Genomic DNA, 16,820 nt, shown 5'->3' on the forward strand with positions numbered 1-16,820 from the left:
TGGTCATGTACTTGACTCTGAGGTAGGGGTCCAGGCTGTAAACGACACAACCCTCAAGATAACACTCGCTAATCCCAAGCCTTACTTCCTTGATATGCTGGCACATCACACATACATGCCAGTCCCAGTTCATGCTATTGAAAAACATGGGGAGAGATGGACTGACCCTGTAAACATGGTTGTAAGCGGGCCTTTTAAACTAAAGGAAAGATATGTCAATGACAAGATTGTTATTGAAAAAAATGATAAATATTACAATGCTGGAAATGTCGAGATAGATGAAGTCGTATTTTATACAATAAGCAACAGTATAACTTCATACAGAATGTATGAGAATGACGAACTTGACGCACTCACAACTCCAACCATTCCGCCTAACTTAATAAAGGAAATAAGACTCAGAAATGACTATTATACTTCAGCTGTAAATGGGCTTTATTATTTTTCTTTTAATACTACTGTTAAACCTCTTGATAATCCAAAGGTTAGAGAAGCTCTAACTCTTGCTATTGACAGGGAAACATTAACAGAAAAAGTGATAGAAAATGGTTCTATTCCCACAAGAAGAATTAGTCCTAATTTTAAAAACTATTCTTACGGCAAGGAACTTACACTATTTAACCCACAAAGAGCTAAGCAACTCCTAGCTGAGGCTGGTTTCCCTGATGGAAAGGACTTCCCAGTTCTTAAATACAAAACTTCAAAACGTGATGGTCCGGGAATAACTGCAGAATTCTTGCAAGAACAATTTAAGAAAATATTAAATATTGATATTGATATTGAAACTGAAGAATGGACCACATTCCTTACAAGCAGAAAACTGGGTAACTATCAAATGTCACATATGGGATGGGCAGGTGATTATTCAGATCCGCTAACATTCCTTGAAAGTTTGTTTACAACCGAATATCATACTTTCGGTGCTTACGGATACTCAAACAAAGAATATGACTCACTTATTAAGAAATCTGACTTCGAACAAGATCCTGTTAAGCGTCAAGATATCTTAAGAAAAGCTGAGGAAATAATAATAGAGATTGACTTCCCTGTCGCTCCAATATACATATATGCGGGTAATTATCTCTTCAACAATGATAAATGGACTGGTTGGTCTCCTAACATTCTTGAAAGATTTGATTTCTCTGAACTTAGAAGAATAAAATAAAACAAAGGGATGTCTATTGAAGGTATTTTTTAAATAGACATCCCTTTGTTGACAAGGCAGGCAATACGATCCAAATTCACAGATATATATCCATTTCTGAAATATTAGATCCCTTTGTTCGTCCCTTTTTGAATCACGTTGAAATTGAAAGGATTTCGTAGCTGGCTCATGGAGGACTTGATTTCTAATAATGACCCACCTTATCCGTCTCAATCAAAAGATGGAGTATCCGTAAGAAAAATGAAAAACGGGTTGGTTGGGCTTCTTGAATGGCAAAGGTCGGACTATGAATTAAACAAAAAGGTTACAGGAATATCAAACTCAAATGCCGTAACCAAAAAGCATGTAAATTAAAAAATGCAGCCGTCCCAATACACAGATAAGTCGTAGCATTTTAAAAGCAATAGAACAAATCTCAATGGTATTAATAAATATTTAACATTGTGTGTTAAAATACTTAACTATATAGACTAAAATCCTATTGTTGAAACAAGGAGCAGTCATGCTGAAGTTTACCATACAGAAATTATTGGAAACGGTTCCAACTTTGATAGCGATAACTTTTTTGTGCTTCCTAATAATGAGACTTGCTCCTGGGAATCCATTTGATTCTGAAAAACCTATTGATCCTCAGGTAAAAGAAAAGCTAATGCAGAAATATCACCTTGACAAACCTTTTTATGTTCAAGCCTACCGATACATCACAAATGTTTTAAAAGGTGACTTTGGGCCATCATTGAAAAAGAAAGACTTAACCGTAAATCAGTATATAAAATTAGGAATGCCTAAATCATTTACGATTGGAATAATAACCCTAATATTATCTCTCGTGCTTGGCATTTTGTTGGGGACAATAGCAGCTATTAAAAAAAATACTCGTGTCGATTACGCAATAAGGGTAATAGCAATATTTGGAATTTCTGTACCTACTTTTGTAGTTGGTCCCATTTTACAATATTTTTTGTCAGTAAAATTGGGGCTATTTTACACTTCTGGTTGGATTACAGAACGGGGTGGTCTTGCAAATTTGGTTATGCCTATATTAGCACTTGCTTTGCCTTATACAGCTATTTTTACAAGAATACTTAGAGGTTCTATGTTAGAAATACTAAAGAGCGATTTTGTAAGGACAGCAAGGGCTAAGGGGTTAAGTTTTAATGTGATAATCAGAAAACATGTGTTGATAGGAGCCATACTTCCTCTAGTAAGTTACATAGGACCTATATTTGCTGGGATAATTTCTGGAGGCATGGTTGTTGAACAAATATTCAGAGTTGCTGGGATGGGAGTAATTACAGTAGAATCGTCTCTGAATAGGGACTACCCGTTACTGATGGGTTCAGTTCTGGTTTATTCAACTATATTACTTATCTCCATTCTAGTATCGGACATTGCTTATAAAAAACTTGATCCGAGAGTTTAGGAGGATAAAACGCAATGAGTAATTATGAACGACAGAACAACTCACTTGAATCTCACACATCTACTAGGAGAGCTTGGTTAAGGTTTAAAGAAAATAGACTGGCTTTTATAAGTATATTTATAATTGGGTTTTATATAATAATTGCAATACTTCAACCGGTCTTGCCAATATATAAATACTATACTCAAGTAGTTGAACATGCTGACCTACCTCCGTCTTTTAGGCACGCCGGGGAGCTTTGGTATGAGAAGGAGCTTAATTTCATAAAAAGATTATCCGGAAAAGAAAAACGAGACCTTAATGAAGAAGAAAAAGCAAAATTAGAAGAAATAAAGAGAAGAATAAAAACAGAAGTCCAAAAAATTGATGGTAGGGAAAGTAGGGTACATGAAAGAGTATACTTATTGGGAACAGATAGTCTTGGAAGAGATTTGCTTGCAAGAATAATACAGGGAAGCCAAATATCAATATCCGTAGGGTTTATTGGAGCGTTCATATCGATGATAATAGGAACTGTGGTGGGGGCAATAGCGGGGTTCTTTGGTGGAATCCTAGACAGAATAATAACTAAAACTATAGAAGTACTTTACATCTTGCCTTCCTTACTTGTCATAATAACACTGATGACGGTTATGGAGAGGAATATAATGGGATTATTTGTTGCAATTAGCATTATCTCATGGTTGTCGCTAGCTAGGATAGTTAGAGGACAAATACAATCACTTTCAAAGTCTGAATTTATACAAGTAGCTAGAACACTGGGTGCAACAAATAAGAGAATGATATTTAACCATTTAATTCCCAATAGTCTTGGCATGATAGCAATAATTACAACAATGAATGTTCCGTCTTTTATTATGATTGAATCGTTTTTGTCGTTTTTAGGCCTTGGAATATCAGCACCGATGACTAGTTGGGGAGAGTTGGTAAAAAATGGAATTCCTACGTTTATTGAATATCCGTGGAAAATTTTCATTCCAGCAGCAGTCATGACAATATTCTTACTGTTTATGAATTTTTTGGGAGATGGATTAAGAGATGCATTCGATCCGAAGGATAACCTCTAGGAGAATAACTAAATGAAAGAAGACTATATACTGGACATCAAAAATTTAGCAATTGAATTTAAGCTAAAGCACACAACAATATATCCTGTCAACAGAATTAACTTAAAGGTTAAAAGAGGAGAAATTAGGGCTATAGTTGGAGAATCTGGTAGCGGAAAATCTGTTACAAGCATGGCTATTTTAAAGCTGCTACCTGAAATGACAACAGTATACAAAGAAGGAGAAATACTATTTGAGGGGCAGGATTTGCTTAAGCTTAGTGAAACAGAACTTCAAGGTATTAGAGGGAATAAAGTAGCCATGATCTTTCAGGATCCAATGACTTCTTTAAATCCATATTTAAGAATATCTACGCAAATTGAAGAAACAATAATTTTGCACCAAAAACTAGACAAACATACAGCAAAGAAAAAGGCAATAGAAATGCTAAGGACTGTTGGTGTTGTGAATGCGGAAGAGAGGATAGAGCATTATCCGCATCAATTCTCAGGAGGAATGAGACAGAGAGTTATGATTGCGATGGCTTTAAGTTGTCATCCATCTTTATTAATAGCAGATGAACCCACTACAGCTCTTGATGTTACAATTCAAGAACAAATACTATTGCTTATTAAAAGTTTATCTAAAAAGTTCAATACTTCAACAATACTAATAACTCATGATTTAGCCGTAGTTGCGGAGATTTGCGATACAGTATCTGTCATGTACCAAGGTGAATTTGTGGAAGAAGGAACAGTAGAAAAGATATTTAAAACCCCTAAACATCCTTATACAGTCGGTCTTTTAAAATCAATACTCACTCTAGATCAAGACCCGAATGAAAAACTTTACTCAATTAAGGAAAACTCTATTGCAAAAACTATAAGTAATATCGAGGAGCTTTGAATGAGCGACGAAAAAGACGTAATTCTTAGAGTAGAAAATCTAGTACAAACATTTACGATTGGGGAAGACTTTCTGTTTTGGAAAAACAAACGCAAGATAAACGCTGTGAATGGGATTAGTTTTGAGGTTGAACGCAATAAAACATTAGGACTTGTTGGGGAATCTGGGTGTGGCAAATCAACAACTCTGAGATCAATAATGCAGCTCTACACGCCGACGTCTGGAAGCATATATTTTAATGGAAGGGATATTACAAAACTTCCAAAAAGAGAACTCTTGAAAACTAAAAAAGACATGCAAATGGTTTTTCAAGACCCACACACATCCCTTAACCCAAGAATGACAATAAAAGAAATAATAGCAGAACCATTGGTTATTTATAATGAAAATAAGATTCTTCCAAAAACAAGGCAAGAAATAGACAAAAGAGTGGATGAATTAATGGATATTACTGAGCTTGAAAAGAGTATGCTATCTAGATACCCACACGAGTTTTCAGGAGGACAAAGACAGAGAATAGGGATAGCAAGAGCACTTGCTTTACAGCCTAAGCTTTTACTTCTAGATGAAGCTGTGTCGGCTTTGGACGTATCAATAAGGGCTCAGATTTTAAATTTACTCAAAACTTTACAAAAGGAGTTAAATCTATCTTATCTCTTTATCTCCCATGACTTGGCGGTGGTCAAATATATGAGTGACAAAATTGCTGTAATGTACTTGGGGGTCATTTTGGAAGTCGCACCTAGAGATATTTTATTTTCAAATCCTGTGCACCCGTATACCAAAACGTTAATAGCGTCTATTCCTGAAATTGATACTGAAAAAAGAAAAAACAAAACTATAAAACTCGATGAGCCATCGCTGACAAGCATAAGAAACACTAGTCCTACAGCAGAAAACTTAGTTCTTGAAGAAGTGGAAGAGGATCATTTCGTGTCTAGATATCTTTTTGATGAAATGAATAGCCTATTAAATAAATGAAGAACCTACAGAGATCTGTTTTGGGCGAAAGTGCCCCTGCATCCCTTGCTGCACCTAAACAAGCTGATTGGCCATCGCCAAACAGAGAACTAGTTATCAAAATAAGAAACCTCAAGGTCTGTCTTATTGTAGTTTCCCTTAACGAAATACAGGCTAGTTCTGTTGACGTTATTCTTGTCTATGACTTTATTACCAGAATCAACAAAATAATAATAAATCCTACCCTTAGGAAGGTCTTTAAGTTTAATAGTATATACCCCCTTGTTGTGTCTCTTCTCAACTAATCTGTTTAAAAACGGATTAAAATTATTAAAATTACCGGCTATTGTAACAACCTGACCAGGACGCCCTATGTAGAAAATTTCAACCTCTCCGCTATTAGAAGAATCAATTGGATTCCGTAGTGAGACATAACTATCACCTGTCCCCGAAACATCTATTACCGAAAATGGCATCAAGTCTTTGTTATAAACTACATTAGTATTATATTCATCATTTGTCCAAATTCCGTCCACAACAAGTTTATATTTTATCCTACCAAGCCCATGGGGTAAGTTTACCTTCACAAAAAAAAGACCATGCTTATTTCTCTGAAACAAATACTTCCTCGAGTAACCATCAAAATCAAAAACTGCAAAGATTTTCCTAGTACTCCTGTCTGGAGGATAAAACATGATAACCTTCTTAGAATCAACAATCGGCGTTAAATCATCCTCCCTTGTTGAAATTTCCAAAAACTCAATTAAAGATAGATCAAAGTTCGTGACAACATGCCCCCCCAGGGGACCACTACCAACACCGAAGAGAGATAATACAAAACACAAAAAAAACTTTGAAACTCTTCCCACAGCCCAACCCTCTCGATAAATACTACACATTTACTCTGTTTCTTATTATACTGAAAACATATAGTAAAGTAAATACAAATATTAATGACAAGGAGTTACAAAATGGGTTTTCATATTTATGAAATAAAAGCTAGGCAAATAATTGACTCTAGAGGGAATCCAACAGTTGAAGCAGATGTGATACTTGAGGATGGTTCTTTTGGTAGAGCAGCTGTTCCATCAGGTGCCTCAACAGGTATAAATGAAGCTGTTGAAATAAGGGACGGCAATAAATCTGTTTACATGGGGAAAGGAGTACTAAAGGCAGTTGAAAACATAACAAATATCATCTCTCCAGAACTTGAAGGGATGAGTGCTTTAAATCAAGTTGAAATTGATAGAAAAATGCTTGAGCTTGACGGTACACCGACTAAATCAAAACTTGGCGCTAATGCTATCCTTGCGGTTTCAATGGCTACGGCTAGAGCAGCAGCTGCTTATGTTGGACTTAAAGTTTATCAATATCTTGGTGCCTATAAGGCCAACGTTTTACCCACTCCCATGTGTAACATTATAAACGGTGGGGCTCATTCTGACAATTCTGTTGATTTTCAGGAATTTATGATAATGCCTGTTGGAGCAAAAACCTTTAGTGACGCAATAAGAATGGCAGCTGAGGTCTTTCACACACTTAAAGGAATTTTAAGCAAAAAAGGCTATGCGACTTCCGTTGGAGATGAAGGTGGCTTTGCTCCAAATTTAAAATCAAACGAAGAAGCTTGCGAAGTTATCATGGAAGCTATCAAGGGAGCAGGATATGAACCTGGCAAAGAGATCTCAATTGCGCTTGATCCCGCAACATCTGAACTTTATGATCCAAAAACAAAAAAGTACGTACTCAAATGGTCAACCAAAGAAGAGCTTTCTTCTGAGGAAATGGTTGAATATTGGGCAAAATGGGTAGAAAAATATCCTATTATATCAATTGAAGATGGAATGGCTGAAGAAGATTGGGATGGATGGAAAAAACTCACAGATAAGATAGGAGATAAAGTTCAACTTGTTGGAGATGATTTATTCGTGACAAACACATCATTTCTTAAAAAGGGAATTGAGATGAAAGTTGCAAACTCAATTCTTATTAAAGTAAATCAAATTGGAACACTGACTGAGACTTTTGAAGCTGTGGAAATGGCCAAAAAAGCAGGATATACTGCAATAGTTTCACACCGTTCAGGCGAAACCGAAGACACAACAATAGCTGACCTTGTTGTAGCACTCGGAACAGGGCAAATCAAAACAGGCTCACTGTCAAGAACAGACAGAATAGCTAAATATAACCAACTTCTAAGAATAGAAGAAGAACTAGGAAGCACTGCTGAATATCATGGCAAAGACGTTTTTTATTCTATTAAGAAAAAGTAAGAAAGGCCCCAAAGGGGGCTTTCTTCAAAAAGATGCAAAAATAATTCTCTATCTTTTTGAGAACTGGAAGCTCTTCCTAGCCTTCCTTCGACCAAATTTCTTACGTTCAACTTTTCTTGAATCCCTAGTTAAAAACCCATTAGATTTAAGAACCATTCTATGCTCATCATCTAGTGCAAAAAGAGCCCTTGCAATCCCATGCCTAATAGCGCCTGCCTGCCCTGTGATGCCCCCACCACAAACATTCACATAAACATCATATTTCCCAAGAGTATTCGTTAAAACCAAAGGCGCTAAAGCAAGAGTTCTCAGATTTTCAAGTTGAACATAAGCATCCAAACTCCTACCATTAATTCTAACCTCGCCCTTACCCTCTCTAATATAAACCCTAGCAACGGAAGTCTTCCGTCTTCCCGTACCCATCGACAAATTAATACCCTTAACACCCACCTTCGTCATTTTTCCTCTCTTAATCCAATTCTAATTTATAAGGGTTCTGCGCCCTAAGATTATGCTCAGACCCAGCGAAAACTCTAAGACTCCTAAAGAGCTCACGCCCCAGAGGACCCTTCGGTAACATGCCCTTAATAGCTATTTCAAGAGGAGCCGTTGGTTTCCTCTCAACCAATGTTCTAAAAGTATCAGAATAAAGACCCCCCGGATACCTTGAATGCCTGTAATAAATCTTTTGATTATGCTTCTTACCCGTAAGCCTAATCTTTGAAGCGTTGACAATTATAACATTATCACCCAAATCCTGATGAGGAGTATAATAAGCCTTATGTTTCCCTCTCAAAATCTTAACCGCTTCCGTAGCAACTCTACCAAGCACCTTACCAGCAGCATCAATAACGCACCACCTCTTCTCCACAAACCTAGGCCTAACCCATATTGTCTTGTTCTCAGTTATTCTATTCATAGCAACCACAGTCCCCTACTAGATATTCTACAAAATCACGCCTCTCAAGTCTACTATTTGTAAGATAACCTGTCAATATTGGCAGCTTAATCTACCCTGTAGACTAAAAGAAACCTTTCTAAACCTATCCAAATCCCCTTTAGAAAATTTTAAAGGAACAAACGAAGGATTGTTAAAGATAGGATTAATTAAATATCCATTATTTAAATATTCATTAAAAACTTCAAAATGATGCTCAGATTTATAAAGAGGGAACATATATCTGTTTATTATCCTAAACATAGGAGTAGAAAAAATACCAAAATCAACTTTCTCGCTTCCTTCATAAGAAATAATCTTAGCAAGCACATGCCTAGCAGCTGCTAAAGTTAAAGCATCAAGGCTGTCCCTGAACTCTATTTTTCTAGACAAATTATCTACAATAACAATGCTAATAGACATACACCCTGGCATTGGAATATTTACAAGCATAGGATACCTAAAATTATTAAATCCGACCCTAAATTCATATATTCCCTGATCCTCCTCCCAAGGCTTACTAAAATAATGCTGCCCCGTTAAAGATAATAAAAAATCCCTAGCATCCCTTTCAAATTTAAAAACATGCACACAACCCGCCTTTTTAAAAAAAGAAAAAAAAACATTCTCAAATTGTTTTCTAAATATGGAAGGATAAGAAGCCGTAAGCCCCCTTGAAAAGGTTTGCTTAAGAACAAGATTTAACCCCTGAATCCTATGCCCCAGAAAATTATTGCCCCCATTTAAATATAAATCCAAATACCTATTACCCTTAATATCATAAAGGTAAAAAAACCTTGCTCTTTTAATAATTGGAAGGCAACTCATTAAAGACTCGCTACACATCCTTTAATTTATCCATCAAAATTTCATTTGCAAGCACCGGATCAACCTTTCCAGTAGTTTTCTTCATAACTTGCCCCATCATAAATTTCAAAGCATTGCTTTTACCCTTTCTGTAGAGCTCAATCGACTTAAGATTTTCATTTAAAACTTCAATCACAACCGATTCAATCAAAAACTTATCGCTTATCTGTTCTAAATTTTTTTCACTAACAATTAAAGAAGGAGAAGCGTTAGTATGAAGCATTTCCACAAAAATCTCCTTAGCAATCCTTCCGCTTACCCTCTTACTAACGATAAGTTCAACAAGTTCCCCAATATATGACGGAGGTATACCGAATTCAAGTATATCTACTTCTCTCTCATTAAGCACACCTAATACTTCAGACAATATCCAATTGGCCACCCTCTTAGGATCACTTGAACACAAAGCCGCATCTTCAAAATATTTAAGTAAATTTTTATCAGAAGCTAAGGTGATAACATCAAAATCACTAAGGCCATACTCCTTCCTCAATCTAATTCTTGCATCAAAGGGTAACTCAACCATTCTACTAATCTTTATGCTTTCAATATAATCATCACCTAGCCTAATTAAAGGCAAATCCGGCTCTCTAATATATCTATAATCCGCCATTGTTTCTTTGCTTCTCTGAAGTACTGTAACACCTCTCTTATCATCAAACCCTCTTGTGTGCTTACCTTCGTCCTTAAAAGTCCTCCTATTTAAATTCCATTCCTCTTTCTGCCTTTTCTCTTCATAATCAATTGCCGATTTTACCGACTTAAAAGAATTTAAATTTTTTATCTCAGCAATTGGAGTCCTATATTCAATTCCACCTTCATTAATAAGCAAATTAATATTAACATCACAACGAAAAGAACCATTCTCCATACTACAATCGGATAAACCAAGATATCTAAAAATCTCCCTTAAAGAATTTAAATAAGATACAGCCTCATCTCCGCTGTTAATGTCTGGAGCTGAGACAATTTCTAACAAAGGAGCACCTGAACGATTAAAATCAATATAACTTCTATTATCATTTTCAAGCAAATGTAAGCTCTTCCCAGAATCTTCTTCCATGTGTATTCTATCAATATTAATTTTTCTCAAACCCGAAGATCCTTCAATAAAAATAAATCCATCCTCACAAATCGGCTCGTCATTTTGAGATATTTGATATCCCTTGGGTAAATCAGGGTAAGAATAATGCTTCCTATCAAACTTAACAACATTCTTGATTCTAGAATTTGTAGCATGCCCGGCCAAAATTGCATTATTAACCATCTCTTTATTCACAGTAGGTAACGCCCCAGGCAGTCCAAGACATGTCGGACAAGTCCGTGAATTCGGAATTCCACCAAAATCATTCTTACACCCGCAAAAAGCTTTAGTTTTAAGCCCCAACTGCACATGAACTTCTAACCCAATAAGCAATCTATATGTCATCCAACCCCAATCCCTCCATTACATTTTTTGAAAAATTCAAAAGCTCAAAATCTCTTCTAGATTGCCCAATTATCTGCATACCAATGGGTAACCCTTTTTCATCTTTCGCAAAGGGAAGGGAAATTGCAGGAGAACCAATAAGATTAGCAATCACGGTACACATGTCAGAATAATACATTTTTATAGGATCATCACAGGCCTCACCAATCTTAAAGGGCTTCACAAAGCTGGTAGGCGTAACAATGTAGTCAAGCTTACTAAAAATCTCATTAAACTTGGGAATTAACACATTTTCAATAACTCGACAAGCCTTTGTATAATACTTCAAATCGTAACCCTCTGACAATAAATAATTACCAAGAACAATACGTCTTTTTACCTCTTCATTAAAGAAGGAACTTCTGTGTTTGAAATAAAAATCACCCAAAGTTAAATTATCCTTTATTATTTTTCCATAACGAAGTCCAGTATAACGAGCAAGATTAGAAGCTGCCTCAACTGGCGATATTGAATAATAAAGAGAAAGTACATAAGCAATCTCTTCTATTGAAACCTCGTGTATTTCAACTCCTTTACTTAAAAGTTCAGACTTGAATCTAGAAAACTCACAAGCAACATCCCTGTCCATTAAATCTTCACTAAATTCCTTAATTGTAGCTACCTTGATTCCCTTCAAAGCCCTATTTAACAATGGATATGGATTTGTAAAAATATTTACACTAGTAGAATCCATTTTATCAACCCCACAGGTATGTCTTAATATTAAAGCTATGTCATCAATGAAATGAGAAAAAAAACCTATCTGATCAAGAGACGATGCGTAGGACACAAGCCCATACCGAGACAAACCTCCATAAGAAGGTTTAAAGCCAATGGTACCCACAAAAGAAGCAGGCAGTCTAACAGACCCTCCAGTATCGCTACCAAGTGCAAAAGGCGCCTGCTTATCCGCAACAACCGCACCAGAACCACCAGAACTACCCCCAACAACATACTCCTTATTTAAAGGATTAAGAGTAGCTCCATAGTAAGAAAATTCACAAGAAGAACCCATAGCAAACTCATCCATATTAGTTCTACCAAGCAAAATTGCACCATTATCTCTTAACCTTTTAATAACCGTAGCCTCATAAGGAGATACATAACCCTGTAAAATCTCGGAAGCACAAGTCAATCCCTTATCTTTAATTGCAATATTATCCTTAACAGCAATAGGCATTCCAATTAAAGGTAAACTTTGCACCTCTCCTTTCCTTAAGGAAACATCATACTTTTTTGCCAACTCCAAAGAATCATCGAAAAATTCAATATACCCATTAATATCTTTATTTGCATCATATTGCTCCTTATAAGAAAGAACAACATCACAGATACTAAGCTTACGACTTAATACTAACTCTTTAATCTTTACTAAGCTCATATCTCTTAAATTCAAAACAATACCCCTATTCAAGTACCCTAGGAGATGGGAAGTATCCATCTAGAAATGAATTACTAAAATTTTTAATAGACTCAATCCTTAAGGAGGGTAAAATCTCATCTTCCCTTAAATCCGACAACTCACATACCTTCTGTTCAAAATCATCTTCCACATCAAACTCAGAAATTTTATTTAGCATACCAACTACCTTTTCAAACTTCTCAACAAACTTTTGCTCTTCATCTTCACTCAAGATCAAAAGACTCAACTTCAAGCTGTTCTCTAAATGAATGTCTTTCAAATGCCACCTCTAAACTTTAGAAAGTCCTTTAATATAGGCTGAATTCAAAATCGCCTTTTTTCCACTCCTAAGATTAATCTTCATAAATTGCTCACCACCCTGGTACCACCTATCCACAATCACTCCGTTTTCTCCATTATAAGTTATATAATCTCCAATATTAAAGTTCCTGTCCCCACCCTTTGAAAAAAAATACTTAAAATTATCCCTTAAATATTCTGGAACAAAAATAATATCGTAGCCTTCCTTACTAATATCTTGAAAAAAGGCTGAAATAGCAGTGTTTCTTGTCATGCCCCCAAAGAATCTCTGCAAACTAAGCGTAATAATAAGCTCAAATCTGGCCCTAGTGAGAGCAACATAGAAAAGCCTTCTCTCTTCCTCTAATCTTTCTTCCGTCAATTCCTCAATCTCAGCAGGCAATAACCCCTTCTCGAGTCCAGATATTATCACTCTATCAAATTCAAGCCCCTTAACTCCATGAATCGAAGATAAAAGTACACCAGAATTGGAATCCCCATGCATCAAAGGCGAAAGGGATGAGTTTTCTAAAAACGTTACAAGCCCCTCGAAACTACCCGAATATTCAACTCCGCTCCCAATAAGCTCGTCAATGTTTCTAGACTTCTCATCTTTATCAAATTTTTGATAATAATCCCAAAGCCCAAACTTAACTACAACATCCTTAATAAAAGCAGATAAGTTCACATAAACATTACTCTCAATTCCTTTACCTAATGCATCATAAATGCTTAAAAAAGAAATAAGAGTATCACTCACCTTCCCCCTAAGAGCTCCAGCAACTCTTCTACTTGCAAGAATTAAATCAAGATTAATACCACTGTCATTTAGCACCCCTATTATTTTATCCGTAGTAGTCTTTCCAATTCCCCTAGCAGGCTTATTGATTACTCTTAAGAAAGATACCTTATCCTTTCTATTCACAAAAAGCCTAAGCAGAGAAATTACATCTTTAACTTCTTCCCTCTCATAAAATCTAATTGATCCTAACACCTTATATGGAATATCTCTCTTTAAGAAAGATTTCTCAAACTGAAAAGACTGATAATTAAATCTATAAAGTATTGCCGTATCAAGTCTTTCTTTAACAAGAAAATCGGAAAAATACTCAGCCTCTTCTGTAGGATTTTGAAATACGAAAAATTTCATTTTCCTGCCTACATCGTTTTCCGTAGTTATAACTTTTTCATATCGATTCTTATTCTTTGAAATAACCTCATTAGCAACATTAACAATACTTAAGGTAGAACGATAATTCTGAACCAAATAATACCTAGATACTCCCCTAAATGTCTTTTCAAACTCAAGAATATTCTCAACTCTAGCCCCCCTAAAAGAGTATATGGACTGGTCTTCATCCCCCACTACCATGAAGTGCATACCTTGATCATAAAGCTCTTTTAAAAATAAAAACTGTGCGTAATTCGTATCCTGATACTCATCTACAAGGATAGCCCTAAATCTTCTCTGTACTCGCTTCTTTATATCTTCAGAATCTCTTAGCATTAAAGCAGACTTGAGAACAAGATCAGAAAAATCAAAGGCATTATTCCTAGCTTTTTCCTGCTCATAAGTATTAATATCTTTGTAAATTTTTTCCTCAACACCAAAACAATTATGCAACACCCCATTTTCTTTTGCCCTAAGTATTAAAGACGAGACTTGCTTGGCAAGATCAATGGTAGGAGCAAGTCCAATTTGTTTAACAAACCGAACAACATCACTAGTGTCCCAAATTGTAAAATTCGAATCATAATTTCCGTCAAATTCTTTAAAGTAAATTCTTAAAAGCCAAGCACCAAAAGAGTGGAAAGTTTGAATATGTAAAGACTTATTAAAATCAAAAAGTTGGTTTATTCTTGCATTCATCTCCTTTGCAACTTTATTCGTAAACGTCAAAGCAAGTATTTCATCTGGCCGCAAATCCATCTTTTTTATCAAATAAGCTATTTTAGCCGTTATAACCCTTGTTTTTCCGCTACCCGGTCCTGCTAAAACAAGAATAGGATTTCTATTATTATCTAGAACGATTTCCCTCTGATAAGAATTTAAACTAATAAGAAACTCTTCTACCCTATCTACCATTAATAAACTTCAGAAACCTTAAGATCAAATCCCATAGGAGTTTTTAACCAAAAAAATTGAACTGCCATTAATTCTTTTTCATACCCTTTTAAAACAGAAGTAATATCTTTACCCTGAAGAGAAATGTTAGTATCAGAAATTCTTGACAAAAACAATATCAATGATTTCTTAAAGCTTAAATTAAGCGAATCATCTTTAGCAACAAGTAAAGATTCCCCTGAAAGATTACCCTCATCAGCGTACCTGAGAAATGTATCATTTAAGAAACGGATAACCAAATCAACATTAACAATATTTCGAGAAGAATACAGAGTAGGATACTCACTAACCATCCTGCTCTTCGGTCCATTAACCTCAAAACCCCAGTCTAGAATTTCAAATCGGCTAGAAAGACTGGTTTCAGACACATATTTAACATTCAAAACGAAGGCCTCTAAGCTTACATATGCCTTCCTAATCCTGTCACGAGAATAATTTTCATAAATCATCTTCACTTTTATATCATCATTAAAATCTACTTCCAGAGATTTACCCAGCTTGAAAACATTGCGACTATTATCAACTTCACCTGTAATAACTAAATCATCGTTATTAAAAGAGACCCTATACTTTGAAACAGTATCTCCGTACACCAAAGATAAAAAATCACCATCTGCAAGCGAAGCATTCCAAAAATTTTCTTTATCAAAAGGAATCTCATGAATTACCGGAGACTTCCTTGCAATACTGTTCGTCCTAAATATTTTTTTCAAATAAGCACCAATCTCACTAAAATTGAAAATAAAAAATATGAGAATCACAAGTCCAAATAATCCCACTAATATTTTAATCACCACAGAAGAATCTATATTAGAAACATCCACACCTTTACTAGGAAAATTACCCTCGCCAGAAAACTTTGAACCAACATTTTTATTTTCAGCTTTAATGCCAATATAGCTGTCATTAACCCTTTTTTTATACTCCTTAAAAAGAGATGAAATATACCAAACGTCAATATCTAAGTACTCACTATACGTCCTTAAAAACCCTACAGCCAAGACTTCATTCGGAAATAATTCAATATTAGATTCTTCAAGAGCTTTAAGATACTTAACAGAAATTTTAATTTCATCAGATATGACATCAAGCGCTAACCCCCTATCAACCCTAGCTTTTTTTAAAAAATCCCCAAACTTAACGAAATCATTTTCTTCCATAGTTTACCACCTCAAGCTTTCTTAACATCATATAAAAAATTATCTACTTTGTTTGAAGTTTTTGGCGGATCATACTTAAATTTACTATCGGGAATTCCAACATTAAACTTCACAGACAAAAGATCAATAACAATTTCCCGGCCACCACCCGTGGGATAAGCAATAATCCTCCTAATTGCACCGCTTTCTGTAAAGGCAATCATAAAAGAATCAATCGTAGCAGCACCCTTATAAAGGCGTCTTGAAAAGGTTAATTTTATAAAACTTTCCGCACTTCCACCAGACTCATCAAGAGGTTCTAAATTAGGAGAATTAGTGTAAGATACACTGTATTCAGCCCCCAAAACACTCATAACGCCCCCCCCCGACTTCCCTATTGATAGTTGTTGCCTAAAAGAAGTTCCAAGAGAGGGTACATAAACTGTCAAAAGCTCCCCGTCACTTACAAAAACTTGATTATTCGAATCTAGATTAACAATAAACTTGTCTGGGAACTTATATAGCAGAGTACCCGTTTGCTTTAAGCCCTTTATATTAAGACTAATCTTGCCCTGCATATCTTCTACATTTTGATACTTTGAATAAATATTCTCAAAATATTGGTTGGCAGACACCTGTGCGAAAACAACACAAGGGCACACAACCAGCAACAGCACTATTTTTTTCATCACAAAACCCTTATTCATATTAAGACTAATTTAATAGAAAAGTATATTACACAATCCATGCATAACACCCTAACTATAATTTATTAAAACAATAAGTTATTATTCACAAATATAACATTT

The 16,820-nt window shown here is 35.4% G+C and carries 16 protein-coding genes; 6 read left to right on the forward strand and 10 right to left on the reverse strand.

Going from position 1 to position 16,820, the window contains the following annotated elements:
- The 5 genes from QYZ68_RS01670 to QYZ68_RS01690 form a co-directional block, all read left to right on the forward strand.
- On the forward strand, positions 1-1,165 hold a 1,165-nt coding region (locus QYZ68_RS01670), incomplete at its 5' end, for a peptide ABC transporter substrate-binding protein (RefSeq protein ID WP_301383856.1).
- Between the two features lie 502 nt (positions 1,166-1,667).
- Positions 1,668-2,588 (forward strand): ABC transporter permease, encoded by a 921-nt coding sequence (locus QYZ68_RS01675; protein ID WP_301383857.1) that lies wholly within the window; start codon positions 1,668-1,670, stop codon positions 2,586-2,588.
- A 14-nt stretch (positions 2,589-2,602) separates the two neighbouring features.
- Complete coding sequence (locus tag QYZ68_RS01680; protein ID WP_301383858.1) at positions 2,603-3,655, forward strand: ABC transporter permease; 1,053 nt, start codon at positions 2,603-2,605, stop codon at positions 3,653-3,655.
- Between the two features lie 12 nt (positions 3,656-3,667).
- Positions 3,668-4,540: an ABC transporter ATP-binding protein gene (locus QYZ68_RS01685; RefSeq protein ID WP_301383859.1), complete on the forward strand. Its 873-nt coding sequence runs from the start codon at positions 3,668-3,670 to the stop codon at positions 4,538-4,540.
- A complete protein-coding gene (locus QYZ68_RS01690) occupies positions 4,541-5,521 on the forward strand; it encodes an ATP-binding cassette domain-containing protein (RefSeq protein ID WP_301383860.1) in 981 nt (326 codons plus the stop codon).
- Positions 5,522-5,610: 89 nt separating this feature from the next.
- On the opposite strand, the gene QYZ68_RS01695 is transcribed toward QYZ68_RS01690, so the two are convergent.
- A complete protein-coding gene (locus tag QYZ68_RS01695; protein WP_476390635.1) occupies positions 5,611-6,303 on the reverse strand; it encodes an early set domain-containing protein in 693 nt (230 codons plus the stop codon).
- A 168-nt stretch (positions 6,304-6,471) separates the two neighbouring features.
- Between QYZ68_RS01695 and eno the strand changes: the two genes are divergently transcribed.
- Complete coding sequence (eno, locus tag QYZ68_RS01700; RefSeq protein ID WP_301383861.1) at positions 6,472-7,773, forward strand: phosphopyruvate hydratase; 1,302 nt, start codon at positions 6,472-6,474, stop codon at positions 7,771-7,773.
- Positions 7,774-7,821: 48 nt separating this feature from the next.
- On the opposite strand, the gene rpsI is transcribed toward eno, so the two are convergent.
- From rpsI to QYZ68_RS01745, 9 genes are all read right to left on the reverse strand, one after another.
- Entirely contained in the window at positions 7,822-8,232 is a 411-nt protein-coding gene (gene rpsI, locus QYZ68_RS01705; RefSeq protein ID WP_301383862.1) for a 30S ribosomal protein S9, read from the reverse strand.
- Between the two features lie 10 nt (positions 8,233-8,242).
- On the reverse strand, positions 8,243-8,692 hold the full coding sequence (rplM, locus tag QYZ68_RS01710) for a 50S ribosomal protein L13 (RefSeq protein ID WP_301383863.1): 450 nt from the start codon (positions 8,690-8,692) through the stop codon (positions 8,243-8,245).
- 72 nt (positions 8,693-8,764) lie between these two features.
- Positions 8,765-9,556, reverse strand: coding sequence for a hypothetical protein (locus tag QYZ68_RS01715; RefSeq protein WP_301383864.1), 792 nt, complete (start codon positions 9,554-9,556; stop codon positions 8,765-8,767).
- On the reverse strand, positions 9,549-11,006 hold the full coding sequence (gene gatB, locus QYZ68_RS01720; protein ID WP_301383865.1) for an Asp-tRNA(Asn)/Glu-tRNA(Gln) amidotransferase subunit GatB: 1,458 nt from the start codon (positions 11,004-11,006) through the stop codon (positions 9,549-9,551). The genes QYZ68_RS01715 and gatB overlap by 8 nt, the downstream gene beginning before the upstream one ends.
- Positions 10,996-12,426 carry an Asp-tRNA(Asn)/Glu-tRNA(Gln) amidotransferase subunit GatA gene (gene gatA / locus QYZ68_RS01725; protein WP_476390636.1) on the reverse strand — a complete coding sequence of 477 codons (1,431 nt, stop codon included), beginning with the start codon at positions 12,424-12,426 and terminating at the stop codon, positions 10,996-10,998. Before gatA ends, gatB begins: the two co-directional genes overlap by 11 nt.
- A gap of 25 nt (positions 12,427-12,451) precedes the next feature.
- On the reverse strand, positions 12,452-12,727 hold the full coding sequence (gene gatC, locus QYZ68_RS01730; RefSeq protein WP_301383867.1) for an Asp-tRNA(Asn)/Glu-tRNA(Gln) amidotransferase subunit GatC: 276 nt from the start codon (positions 12,725-12,727) through the stop codon (positions 12,452-12,454).
- Between the two features lie 9 nt (positions 12,728-12,736).
- The gene (locus tag QYZ68_RS01735) at positions 12,737-14,833 is read right to left on the reverse strand and encodes an ATP-dependent helicase (protein WP_301383868.1); all 2,097 of its coding nucleotides are present in this window, start codon (positions 14,831-14,833) and stop codon (positions 12,737-12,739) included.
- On the reverse strand, positions 14,833-16,032 hold the full coding sequence (locus tag QYZ68_RS01740; protein WP_301383869.1) for a helix-turn-helix domain-containing protein: 1,200 nt from the start codon (positions 16,030-16,032) through the stop codon (positions 14,833-14,835). The genes QYZ68_RS01735 and QYZ68_RS01740 overlap by 1 nt, the downstream gene beginning before the upstream one ends.
- An 11-nt stretch (positions 16,033-16,043) precedes the next feature.
- Positions 16,044-16,700, reverse strand: coding sequence for a LolA family protein (locus QYZ68_RS01745; protein ID WP_301384415.1), 657 nt, complete (start codon positions 16,698-16,700; stop codon positions 16,044-16,046).
- Between the last annotated feature and the right edge of the window lie 120 nt (positions 16,701-16,820).

This window comes from Borrelia sp. P9F1, from assembly GCF_030436115.1.
Taxonomy (GTDB): Bacteria; Spirochaetota; Spirochaetia; order Borreliales; family Borreliaceae; genus Borrelia.

Excerpts from the sequence above, each read along its gene's own strand:
- QYZ68_RS01680 (WP_301383858.1), top strand. The coding sequence starts at position 2,603 with ATGAGTAATTATGAACGACAGAACAACTCACTTGAATCTCACACATCT.
- gatA (WP_476390636.1), bottom strand. The coding sequence starts at position 12,426 with ATGAGCTTAGTAAAGATTAAAGAGTTAGTATTAAGTCGTAAGCTTAGT.
- QYZ68_RS01685 (WP_301383859.1), top strand. The coding sequence starts at position 3,668 with ATGAAAGAAGACTATATACTGGACATCAAAAATTTAGCAATTGAATTT.
- eno (WP_301383861.1), top strand. The coding sequence starts at position 6,472 with ATGGGTTTTCATATTTATGAAATAAAAGCTAGGCAAATAATTGACTCT.
- QYZ68_RS01745 (WP_301384415.1), bottom strand. The coding sequence starts at position 16,700 with ATGAAAAAAATAGTGCTGTTGCTGGTTGTGTGCCCTTGTGTTGTTTTC.
- QYZ68_RS01740 (WP_301383869.1), bottom strand. The coding sequence starts at position 16,032 with ATGGAAGAAAATGATTTCGTTAAGTTTGGGGATTTTTTAAAAAAAGCT.
- rplM (WP_301383863.1), bottom strand. The coding sequence starts at position 8,692 with ATGAATAGAATAACTGAGAACAAGACAATATGGGTTAGGCCTAGGTTT.
- QYZ68_RS01715 (WP_301383864.1), bottom strand. The coding sequence starts at position 9,556 with ATGTGTAGCGAGTCTTTAATGAGTTGCCTTCCAATTATTAAAAGAGCA.
- gatB (WP_301383865.1), bottom strand. The coding sequence starts at position 11,006 with ATGACATATAGATTGCTTATTGGGTTAGAAGTTCATGTGCAGTTGGGG.
- rpsI (WP_301383862.1), bottom strand. The coding sequence starts at position 8,232 with ATGACGAAGGTGGGTGTTAAGGGTATTAATTTGTCGATGGGTACGGGA.
- QYZ68_RS01690 (WP_301383860.1), top strand. The coding sequence starts at position 4,541 with ATGAGCGACGAAAAAGACGTAATTCTTAGAGTAGAAAATCTAGTACAA.
- QYZ68_RS01675 (WP_301383857.1), top strand. The coding sequence starts at position 1,668 with ATGCTGAAGTTTACCATACAGAAATTATTGGAAACGGTTCCAACTTTG.
- QYZ68_RS01735 (WP_301383868.1), bottom strand. The coding sequence starts at position 14,833 with ATGGTAGATAGGGTAGAAGAGTTTCTTATTAGTTTAAATTCTTATCAG.